The organism is Streptomyces pilosus (assembly GCF_014649835.1).
Classification (GTDB): Bacteria; Actinomycetota; Actinomycetes; order Streptomycetales; family Streptomycetaceae; genus Streptomyces; species Streptomyces pilosus.
Map to the genome: position 1 here is coordinate 214,810 of NZ_BMTU01000001.1, position 9,304 is coordinate 224,113.

Genomic DNA, 9,304 nt, shown 5'->3' on the forward strand with positions numbered 1-9,304 from the left:
GAGAGGTGGCAGCGATGCCCGAATTCGTCGGCGCTGTGGACCAGGGGACCACCAGCACCCGCTTCATGATCTTCGACCACTCCGGCAACGAGGTGGCCAAGCACCAGCTCGAACACCAGCAGATCCTGCCGCGCTCCGGCTGGGTCGAGCACGACCCGGTGGAGATCTGGGAACGCACCAACACGGTGATCCAGAACGCCCTGCGGGACGGCGGCCTGTCGGCGAGCGACCTGCGGGCCATCGGCATCACCAACCAGCGCGAGACGACCGTGGTCTGGGACCCGCGCAGCGGCCGCCCGTACTACAACGCCATCGTCTGGCAGGACACCCGCACCGACCGCATCGCCGCCGCCCTCGAGCGCGACGGGCACGGGGACGTCATCCGCCACAAGGCCGGTCTGCCGCCGGCCACCTACTTCTCCGGCGGCAAGATCAAGTGGCTGCTGGAGAACGTGGACGGGCTGCGCGAGGCCGCCGAGGCGGGCCACGCCGTGTTCGGCAACACGGACGCCTGGGTGCTGTGGAACCTCACCGGCGGGCCCAACGGCGGTGTGCACGCCACGGACGTGACCAACGCCAGCCGCACCATGCTGATGAACCTCGAGACCCTGGACTGGGACGACGAACTGCTCGGCATCTTCGGCATCCCCCGCTCGATGCTGCCGGCCATCCACCCCTCGTCCGACCCCGAGGCGTTCGGCGCGGCCCGCACCTCGCGGCCGCTGAGCGCCGCCGTCCCCATCACCGGTGTCCTCGGCGACCAGCACGCGGCGACCGTCGGCCAGGTCTGCTTCTCCCCCGGCGAGGCGAAGAACACCTACGGCACCGGCAACTTCCTGGTGCTGAACACCGGCGAGGAGCTGGTGCGGTCCCGCAGCGGGCTGCTGACGACGGTGGCGTACCAGTTCGCGGGCAGCCCCGCGGTCTACGCGCTGGAGGGCTCCATCGCCGTCACCGGCGCGGCCGTGCAGTGGCTGCGCGACCAGCTCAAGATCATCGGCACGGCGCCGGACAGCGAACAGCTGGCGCGTTCGGTGGAGGACAACGGCGGGATGTACTTCGTCCCGGCGTTCTCCGGCCTGTTCGCCCCCTACTGGCGCTCCGACGCGCGTGGCGCCATCGTCGGACTGTCCCGGTACAACACCGGCGGTCACATCGCGCGGGCCACCCTGGAGGCGATCTGCTACCAGAGCCGTGACGTGGTCGAGGCCATGGAGAAGGACTCCGGTGTGCACCTGGACGTGCTCAAGGTCGACGGCGGCGTCACCGCCAACGACCTGTGCATGCAGATCCAGGCCGACGTGCTGGGGGTGCCGGTGAGCCGTCCCGTGGTCGCCGAGACCACCGCGCTGGGAGCCGCGTACGCCGCCGGACTCGCGGTGGGGTACTGGTCGGACACGGACGAGCTGCGCACCCACTGGCAGGAGTCGAAGCGCTGGGAGCCGCAGTGGGAGGAGGAGCGGCGCCAGGAGGGCTACCAGGACTGGAAGCGGGCGGTGGAGCGCACGCTGGACTGGGTGCGGGTGGGCGACGGCGACTGACGCATGACGGTGACCGCGCCGGGGGGCGCGGTCGGTGCGGGTCAGCGGTCGGCGATGTCCTCGCGGAGGCCGTCGGAGAACTCCCACCACGACAGCGGCAGCCAGTCGCCGTTCACGAACCCGTCGACCGTGGCCCCGCGACCGCGGACGGTCACCGTCGTGCCCACCGGGTAGGTCGTGCCGGACAGTCCCGGCACGGGGACGAGCAGGGTTCCCAGCCGTTGTGCCGCCATGTCGGCCCCTTTCCGTTCTCGTAGGACGATACGTATGGGGACATTACCGGCTTGCCCCCCGGGACAGACCGGAGAACCATGAGAAATGGGTCACGCGGAGCATCGGGGGAGGCGCGGCACCGGACACGCACGCCACCGAGTGGAGGTCTCAGCCATGAAGGCCGTCGTGTACAAGGGACCGTTCGAGGTTGCGGTCGAAGAAGTCGACAACCCCACCATCCAGCATCCGAACGACGTGATCGTACGGGTCACCTCGACCGCGATCTGCGGTTCCGATCTGCACATGTACGAGGGCCGTACCGCGGCCGAGCCGGGCATCACCTTCGGTCACGAGAACATGGGCACGATCGCGGAGGTCGGTCCGGGCGTCACCTCGCTCAAGGAGGGCGACCGGGTGGTCATGCCCTTCAACGTCGCCTGTGGGTTCTGCACCAACTGCGTGGACGGGTTCACCGGTTACTGTCTGACCGTCAACCCCGGCTTCCCGGGCGGCGCCTACGGCTATGTCGCCATGGGGCCGTGGAAGGGCGGCCAGGCGGAGTACCTGCGCGTCCCCTACGCCGACTTCAACTGCCTGAAGCTGCCGGAGGGAGAGGAACACGAGAAGGACTTCATCCTGCTCGCCGACATCTTCCCCACGGGTTACCACGGCTGTGAACTCGCCCAGGTGCGTCCCGGCGAGAGCGTCACGGTGTACGGCGCGGGTCCGGTCGGCCTGATGGCCGCCTACTCGGCGCTGCTGCGCGGCGCGAAGAAGGTGTTCGTCGTGGACCGGGTCCCCGAGCGGCTGCAGAAGGCCGAGGAGATCGGCGCGGTGCCCGTCAACTTCGCCGAGGGCGACCCGGTCGAGCAGATCCACGCGCAGACCGAGGGCATGGGCACCGACAAGGGCGTCGACGCCGTCGGCTACCAGGCGTCTGCGGGCGGCGGGGACACGGACCGGGAGGAGCCGGCGATCGTGCTGAACTCGCTGGTCCGCACCGTCCGCGCCACCGGCATGCTCGGCATCCCCGGGCTCTACGTCCCGTCCGACCCCGGTGCGCCCGACGAGCAGTCCAAGCAGGGCATGCTCCTCGTCGCGGTCGGCAAGCTCTTCGAGAAGGGCCTGAAGCTGGGCACGGGGCAGTGCAACGTGAAGCGCTACAACCGGCAGCTGCGCGACATGATCATCGAGGGGCGGGCGAAGCCCAGCTTCGTGGTCTCCCACGAACTGCCCCTGGACCAGGCGCCGTCGGCCTACGACAAGTTCGACAAGCGCGTCGAGGGCTACACGAAGGTGATCCTGCACCCGTAGCCGGCGGCGACCTGCGGGCCCCGGGAGTAATTCGGATGCGCGGGCGGGCCGAGCGGTGGAACGGTGGACGGCGTCGGCCGTCCACCGTTCCCGTTCCCCTGCCAGGAGCCTTCGTGATCCAGCGCGTCACCGTGCCCTCCCTGTTCCCGCCGCCCGTCTACTCCCACGTCTCCGTCGTCGAGGCGGGCACCCGGCTGGCGTTCCTGGCCGGCTCCGTACCGCTGGACGCGGAGGGCGTACTGGTCGGCGAGGGGGACCCGGTGCGGCAGGCCCGGCAGGTCGTCGCCAACCTCGGGGAGCAGCTGCGGGCGGTGGGCAGCGACCTGGAGCACGTCGTCGCGACGGACGTCCACGTCGTGAGCGCGGAGCCCGCCGTGCTCTCCGCCGTGTGGGACGTCGTCAAGGCGTCCGGGCTGAGCACCGGACCCCACTCGTCGACCCTGATCGGCGTGGCCTGCCTCGGATACACCGGGCAGCTCGTCGAGATCACGGCGACGGCGGTCGTCCCCGGCCCCGGTCCGGCCGCCGCGTGACGGCGGGCGGGCCCGCGGTGGTCCTGCGCCGGGCGCACGCCGCCGACGCCGGGGCCGCGGCCGGTGTCTGGCTGCGCTCCTTCACCGCCGCGCTGCCGGACGTGGTCCGGCCCCGCTCCGACGACGAGGTGCGGGACTACTTCCGGCACGTCCTGGTGCCGCTGCGCGAGACGTGGGTGGCGGAGGCGGCGGGCGAGGGCGTCGTCGGCGTGCTGGTGCTGGAGGGTGAGGAGCTGGACCAGCTCTACCTGGAGCCGGGGTGGCGCGGGCGCGGGCTCGGCGACCGGTTCGTGGCGCTGGCCAAGGAACGCAGCCCCACCGGTCTGTCCCTGTGGACGTTCCAGGTCAACACGCCCGCGCACCGCTTCTACGAACGGCACGGCTTCACGGCCGTGGAGCGCACGGACGGCTCCGGCAACGAGGAGCGGGAGCCGGACGTGCGGTACCGGTGGCGGCCGTGAGACCTCAGCCGCGGCGGGCGTAGCGGTCGGTCGCCGCCACCAGGGCGTCGTCCCCGGCCGCGCCGGTGTCGTGGCCGCCCTCGTCGACGATCACCAGCTCGCTGTCGGGCCAGGCGTGATGAAGCCGCCAGACGATGCCGAGGAGGTTGCCGAAGTCGAGGCTGCCCTGGACCAGGGTGCCGGGGATGCCCTTCAGCAGGTGGGCGTCGCGCAGGACGACACCCTGGTCGTCGCCCCCTCCCCCGCCCTCACCCTCGCCCTCGCCCTCGCCCTCGCCCTCGCCCTCGCCGAGGAAGTGGCCGTTGCCCCAGTAGTGGGTGACGGTACGGGCGAAGCCCAGGCGGAACACCGGGTCCCGGAAGCGTTCGACCGAGCCGGGCGGGGCGGGGATCATCGCCGTCTCCCAGTCGGTCCAGGCGAGCGCGGCCCGCTCCCTGACCTCCGGGTCGGGCGACTCCAGCAGCCGGTTGTAGGCGGCCGCCGGGTCGCCGTCGCGTTCGCCGGCGGGCAGCCCGGCGAGGAAGCGCGCGTGGGCCTCGGGGAAGACCGAGCCGAGCCCCCTGGTCAGCAGGGCCACCTCGGCGTCCGAACCGGTGGTCACTGCGGTCAGGACGAGTTCGGACACGACCCCGGGGTGGGTCTGCGCGTACCGCAGGCCGAGGGCCGACCCCCACGACACGCCCCACACCAGCCACCGCTCGATGCCCAGGTGGGCGCGGAGCCGCTCCAGGTCCGCCATCAGGTGGGCGGTGGTGTTGACGCTCATGTCGGTCGCGGGATCGCTCGCCGGGGGCAGTGACCGCCCGGCGCCGCGCTGGTCGAGCAGGACGATGCGGTAGGCGGCCGGGTCGAAGTAGCGCCTGAGGTTGGGGCCCGCCGAGGAGCCCGGACCGCCGTGCAGCACGAGCGCGGGCTTGCCGTGCGGGTTTCCGCTGGTCTCCCAGTAGACGCGGTTGCCGTCACCGACGTCGAGCATGCCGTGGTCGTACGGTTCGATCTCCGGGTATCTGGGCATCCGGGCAGGCTACCGGTGCCGGTGGGGGCCGCTCATCCCGTTTACGCGGTGTCCAGTCCGGCCGCGCCGGCCGCCGTGCGCAGGACGTCCCTGAGCATCCCGGGGGTGAGCCGGCCGGTGAAGGTGTTGCGCTGGCTGACGTGGAAACAGCCGAAGAGGTGCAGGCCGGGTCCCTCGGCCGCGTCCAGGGTGGTGCGGGCGCCGTGCGCGAAGGCGGGCCGGGGCCGGGGCACGGTCCAGCCTGCCTCGGCGAACGCGGGCAGTGCCGCCTGCCAGCCGAAGGCGCCGAGGACGAGCGCCGCCCGGAGGGTGGGCCGCAGCAGGTGCAGTTCCCGCACCAGCCAGGGCCGGCACGCGTCCCGCTCCTCGGGGGTGGGCTTGTTGGCGGGCGGGGCGCAGTGCACGGGCGAGGTGACGCGGACCCCGTACAGCTCCAGTCCGTCGTCGGCGTGCGTGGCCGTCGGCCGGGAGGCGAGCCCCACGTCGTACAGCGCCCGGTACAGCACGTCCCCGGAACGGTCCCCGGTGAACATCCGGCCCGTGCGGTTGCCGCCGTGTGCCGCGGGGGCCAGGCCGACGATCAGCAGCCGGGCGTCCGGCGGCCCGAACCCGGGCACCGGCCTGCCCCAGTACGTCCAGTCCGCGAACGCCGCCCGCTTGGTACGGGCGACCTCCTCGCGCCATTCGACCAGCCGGGGGCAGGCACGGCAGCCGGCGATGCGCCGGTCGAGTCGGGAGAGGGGGCTCGGCTCCATGGCTCCACGGTAGGTCCCGGGTGGGGGGACGGCGGTGAGCGGCCCTCTCCTGGACAATGCCCGGCATGGACGACGCCTTCACGCTGCTGAGCCGGGCGACCGGCCTGCTCCCCCGCGGCGCGCGGTCGGGGATCGGCGCGACCGTCGAGGAGGTGCGCGACTTCGAACGCCGGCAGGAGTGGGAGTTCGTACTGGAGCTGCTGCTGGATTTCGGGAACGGGCCTCCCGTCCCCGGGGCCTACTGGTCGCTGCTCGAGACCGCCGCCCGCCAGCTGATGCTGGAGCGGACCGCGCGGTGGTGCGCCTGGCGCGAGGGCGAGACCCGGCACGGTGTCTTCCGGGCCGAGCTGACGCTGTTGCCGGCCGGGGAGGGCCGGCGTGTGACGGCTTTCCAGGGGGACGGGTGGCTGCGACCCGTGTGGGACATCGGTCTCAGGACGGCCGGGGGCGAGCCTGAGATGTTCGTCGCGGTGGTGTGGGTGGAGGGCGCGGCGACGCTGGGGCCGGGTGAGAGCGCCCCGGTCCGGCTGGCCCCGCTCAGCCCCGGCCGTTGGCGTCACCTCGTGCCCGGCGCGGTGCTCACCCTGCACGAGGGCCGTCCGGTGGGCGGGACGGCGACGGTCCTGGAGGTCGCGCCGCCCGCCGTGATCCCCGTACGGTCCGCGCGGCCGTCGGGCTAAGGTCGGGACCATGGGTACCGAGGGTGCGGAGAACGACAGGACGGCCGGTGCGGACGCGCGTGACCCGGGTGAGGCGGCGCCCGCGGCCGCCGACCCCCGGGTCGCCGCGGCGGTGGCCGCCGCCGAGGCGGCCGGTCCGCCGAACGGGGAATCCGTGCGGATCGACAGCTGGATCTGGTCGGTGCGGCTGGTCAAGACGCGGTCCCTCGGCGCCGCCGCCTGCCGGGGCGGGCACGTCCGGGTGAACGGCGAGCGGGTCAAGCCCTCCCACTCCGTCCGTGTCGGTGACGAGGTGCGGCTGCGGGCCGAGACCCGGGAGCGGGTCGTCGTCGTCAAGCGGCTGATCCGCAAGCGGGTGGGCGCGCCGGTGGCCGTCCAGTGCTACCTCGACAACTCCCCGCCGCCCCCGCCCCGCGACGCCGTCGCCCCGGCCGGCATCCGCGACCGGGGCACCGGCCGCCCGACCAAGCGCGACCGCCGGGAGATGGAGCGCCTGCGTGGCCTGGGCGGACCGGGCGTGCCCGGTGGGGTGCCCGGACTCGCCGGCCCCGACGGCCCGGGCGCCGCACCGGCCGACCCCGGCGGCCGCGGGCGGGGCGCCGGAGGGCGCACGGCCGGCGGCGGAGGCGCCAAGTCCGGGCGCACATCCCGCCGGGCAGGCCCCGGCAGTCCCCGCCGCGACTGACCCGGCGCCCTCGGGAGACGGGGCGTCCGTCCGCGTCTCAGCTGCGGCGGTGCAGCAGGCGCAGCAGGTCCGCGTTGTGGTGGCGGCGGGTCCAGGCGATCAGGGCGAGCGGCACGAGCAGGACGATCGGTGTCGCCGCGTTCTCACCGTCGAACACCGTGAGCTGCGTGACGAACGCGCCCACCATCAGCGCGGCGAGACCCGTCGCCGCCGCCGACTGGAGCACGGGCACCAACAGGCCGACGGCTCCCGCGAGTTCGAGCACGCCGATGGCGTACATCCCCGGGTCGCCCCAGCCCATCTCCGCGAAAGGTCCGGCCGCCGAGGAGTGCGCGATCAGCTTGGGCAGCGCGCTCGCGGTCGCGAAGAACAGCGCGATCAGCACCTGCACTCCGCGCAACGCGACCCGGGCGCGCCGTCCGCGGGCGGCCGCCGGCCCGGCGACGGAGGTCGGGGCGGCAGCGGTGGTCTCGGACATGAGGTCTCCTGTGGGATGCGGTCCGTACTGTCACAGGGGAAGACCGCCTCCCGCACCCGAACTCATCGCTGTGCGGGCGTGGTTCTCACCGCCCGCACCCACATCCCGTCGGCCGTCAGATACCGGTCGACCCGCAGGCCCTCCTCCCCCAGCGCCTCCTCGAACCGGGGCGCGGTCAGGGCACGGGAGCGGAACGTCTGCGTCCAGACCGCGTCCGGGAACACGTACTCCGCCCGCACCGAGTCGACGCCGTCACCGACCGGTTCCGCCGACACGATCCGCACGGTGAAGCCCGCCGGATCGACCCGCTCGCGCGGCACGTTCGTGTGGTAGTCGGCGCCCTCCCGCTGGATCAGCACGCACCCGTCCTCCGCCAGGTGCCGCACACAGGTGCGCAGCAGGCCCCGCCGCACGCCGACGTCCCCCGCGTGCACCAGGAAGGACGCGAGCAGCACCACGTCGAAGGTCTCCCCGGCGTCGAGGTCCTCGATGGCGCCGCACAGCGTCCTCGCCCCGCGCACGCGCTCCAGCATCTCCGCCGACTCGTCGACCGCCGTGACGTCGAAGCCCCGCTCCAGCAGCGCGTGCGTCATCCGCCCCACGCCGCTGCCCAGCTCCAGTATCCGCGCCCCCGGCGGCACCGCGGCGGCGATGATGTCCGGCTCGTCCCCGACGGGGAGCCGCGAGTACAGCTCCACCGCGCAGCCGTCCGGGGTGATCGCCCCGGGCCCCGTCCCCTCGTACCCCTCACGCATTCTCAGCTCCATGTCCGTCCAACGGCCCGCGTCCGCACGTCCGTTCCAGTTCCCCGCGGATTCACCCGTACGTGTGAGCGGCGGCGGGTTCCGGGGACCCGGAGGGCAGGGAACTCACGGTCGCGGGCTGTGGTCGGGCGGGAGTGGCGGTGAGGACGATGCGTACGGGCAGTGAACCGGTGACCGCGCGCAGTGCGCTGCGGATGCGGTTCTGGCTCAGCGTGTGGGGCGAGGTGTGGACGGTCGCCGGGACGGTGGCCTTCGCGCTCACGGGGTACCCCGGCTGGGCGGTGGCGTGCGGGGCGCTGTGGCTGCTCGTCACCGTCGACCTGGTCCTCGTCGTCCGGCACATCCGTCAGGGACCGCACTACCAGCCGGGGCGCGACGTCCCGCCGTACGAGCCGCCGGCCGGGCGGCGGCCGTAGCGCGGGGGCATACCGCCGTCACCCTTCGAAGCGGGCCGCCCTCAGGTACTCCGGGTTGGGGTCCAGGGCGGCCGCCAGCCGGAAGTGCCGCTTCGCCGGGTGGGGGCGGTTCTGCCGCTGGTAGGTGCGGGCGAGCGCGAAGTGGGCGTAGGCGTTGTCCGGCTCGCGCTCCAGGACGAGGGAGAACTCCAGCTCGGCGGGGCGCAGCTGGGCCGCCGCGAAGAAGGCGCGGGCCCGCAGCAGGCGCGCGGCGGTGTTCTCGGGGTGGACGTCGATCACGCCGTCCAGCAGCTTCACCGCGCCCCGCGGATCCCGTGAGGCGAGCAGCTGCTCGGCGGCACGGAAGTCGATGACATGTGTCTCCGGCGTACGTCCGGTCGGACCACTGGTCTCGGGCACGGCGGCATCCTTCCCTCTCTGATCGCTTTCAACGCCTCGCCCGGGGGCCC

At 73.3% G+C, this 9,304-nt stretch carries 13 protein-coding genes; 7 read left to right on the top strand and 6 right to left on the bottom strand.

Translation table 11 applies throughout. From position 1 onward, the window contains the following. Nucleotides 1–14: 14 nt before the first annotated feature. The gene (glpK, locus tag IE118_RS01015; RefSeq protein ID WP_189555276.1) at nucleotides 15–1,541 is read left to right on the top strand and encodes a glycerol kinase GlpK; all 1,527 of its coding nucleotides are present in this window, start codon (nucleotides 15–17) and stop codon (nucleotides 1,539–1,541) included. Between the two features lie 41 nt (nucleotides 1,542–1,582). Here glpK and IE118_RS01020 read toward each other — a convergent pair whose 3' ends face one another. Further along, on the bottom strand, nucleotides 1,583–1,774 hold the full coding sequence (locus IE118_RS01020) for a hypothetical protein (protein WP_189555277.1): 192 nt from the start codon (nucleotides 1,772–1,774) through the stop codon (nucleotides 1,583–1,585). A gap of 154 nt (nucleotides 1,775–1,928) precedes the next feature. Here IE118_RS01020 and IE118_RS01025 point away from each other — a divergent pair, with 154 nt between their 5' ends. The 3 genes from IE118_RS01025 to IE118_RS01035 all read left to right on the top strand — a co-directional run bounded on the left by IE118_RS01025 (nucleotide 1,929) and on the right by IE118_RS01035 (nucleotide 4,062). Further along, complete coding sequence (locus tag IE118_RS01025; RefSeq protein WP_189555278.1) at nucleotides 1,929–3,068, top strand: glutathione-independent formaldehyde dehydrogenase; 1,140 nt, start codon at nucleotides 1,929–1,931, stop codon at nucleotides 3,066–3,068. Between the two features lie 113 nt (nucleotides 3,069–3,181). Beyond that, nucleotides 3,182–3,601 carry a RidA family protein gene (locus tag IE118_RS01030; protein ID WP_229846631.1) on the top strand — a complete coding sequence of 140 codons (420 nt, stop codon included), beginning with the start codon at nucleotides 3,182–3,184 and terminating at the stop codon, nucleotides 3,599–3,601. Beyond that, nucleotides 3,598–4,062 (top strand): GNAT family N-acetyltransferase, encoded by a 465-nt coding sequence (locus IE118_RS01035; RefSeq protein ID WP_189555280.1) that lies wholly within the window; start codon nucleotides 3,598–3,600, stop codon nucleotides 4,060–4,062. The genes IE118_RS01030 and IE118_RS01035 overlap by 4 nt, the downstream gene beginning before the upstream one ends. A 4-nt stretch (nucleotides 4,063–4,066) precedes the next feature. Here IE118_RS01035 and IE118_RS01040 read toward each other — a convergent pair whose 3' ends face one another. Together IE118_RS01040 and IE118_RS01045 are read right to left on the bottom strand one after the other, a co-directional pair. After that, nucleotides 4,067–5,077 carry an alpha/beta fold hydrolase gene (locus IE118_RS01040; protein ID WP_189555281.1) on the bottom strand — a complete coding sequence of 337 codons (1,011 nt, stop codon included), beginning with the start codon at nucleotides 5,075–5,077 and terminating at the stop codon, nucleotides 4,067–4,069. Nucleotides 5,078–5,118: 41 nt separating this feature from the next. Next, the gene (locus IE118_RS01045) at nucleotides 5,119–5,832 is read right to left on the bottom strand and encodes a uracil-DNA glycosylase (RefSeq protein ID WP_189555282.1); all 714 of its coding nucleotides are present in this window, start codon (nucleotides 5,830–5,832) and stop codon (nucleotides 5,119–5,121) included. A 65-nt stretch (nucleotides 5,833–5,897) separates the two neighbouring features. Between IE118_RS01045 and IE118_RS01050 the strand changes: the two genes are divergently transcribed. Then, a complete protein-coding gene (locus IE118_RS01050; RefSeq protein ID WP_229846632.1) occupies nucleotides 5,898–6,512 on the top strand; it encodes a hypothetical protein in 615 nt (204 codons plus the stop codon). A 10-nt stretch (nucleotides 6,513–6,522) separates the two neighbouring features. Further along, a complete protein-coding gene (locus IE118_RS01055; protein WP_189555284.1) occupies nucleotides 6,523–7,197 on the top strand; it encodes an RNA-binding S4 domain-containing protein in 675 nt (224 codons plus the stop codon). A gap of 37 nt (nucleotides 7,198–7,234) precedes the next feature. Here the strand turns inward: IE118_RS01055 and IE118_RS01060 are convergent, their stop codons facing one another. Both IE118_RS01060 and IE118_RS01065 read right to left on the bottom strand, forming a co-directional pair. Then, the gene (locus IE118_RS01060; RefSeq protein WP_189555285.1) at nucleotides 7,235–7,675 is read right to left on the bottom strand and encodes a DoxX family protein; all 441 of its coding nucleotides are present in this window, start codon (nucleotides 7,673–7,675) and stop codon (nucleotides 7,235–7,237) included. 62 nt (nucleotides 7,676–7,737) lie between these two features. Further along, complete coding sequence (locus tag IE118_RS01065) at nucleotides 7,738–8,430, bottom strand: class I SAM-dependent methyltransferase (protein WP_229846633.1); 693 nt, start codon at nucleotides 8,428–8,430, stop codon at nucleotides 7,738–7,740. Nucleotides 8,431–8,588: 158 nt separating this feature from the next. On the opposite strand from IE118_RS01065, the gene IE118_RS01070 reads away from it, so the two are divergent. Then, nucleotides 8,589–8,855, top strand: a complete 267-nt coding sequence (locus tag IE118_RS01070; RefSeq protein WP_189555287.1) for a DUF6343 family protein — start codon at nucleotides 8,589–8,591, stop codon at nucleotides 8,853–8,855. Nucleotides 8,856–8,873: 18 nt separating this feature from the next. Here the strand turns inward: IE118_RS01070 and IE118_RS01075 are convergent, their stop codons facing one another. Next, the gene (locus IE118_RS01075; RefSeq protein WP_189555288.1) at nucleotides 8,874–9,254 is read right to left on the bottom strand and encodes a tetratricopeptide repeat protein; all 381 of its coding nucleotides are present in this window, start codon (nucleotides 9,252–9,254) and stop codon (nucleotides 8,874–8,876) included. Nucleotides 9,255–9,304: the final 50 nt, after the last annotated feature.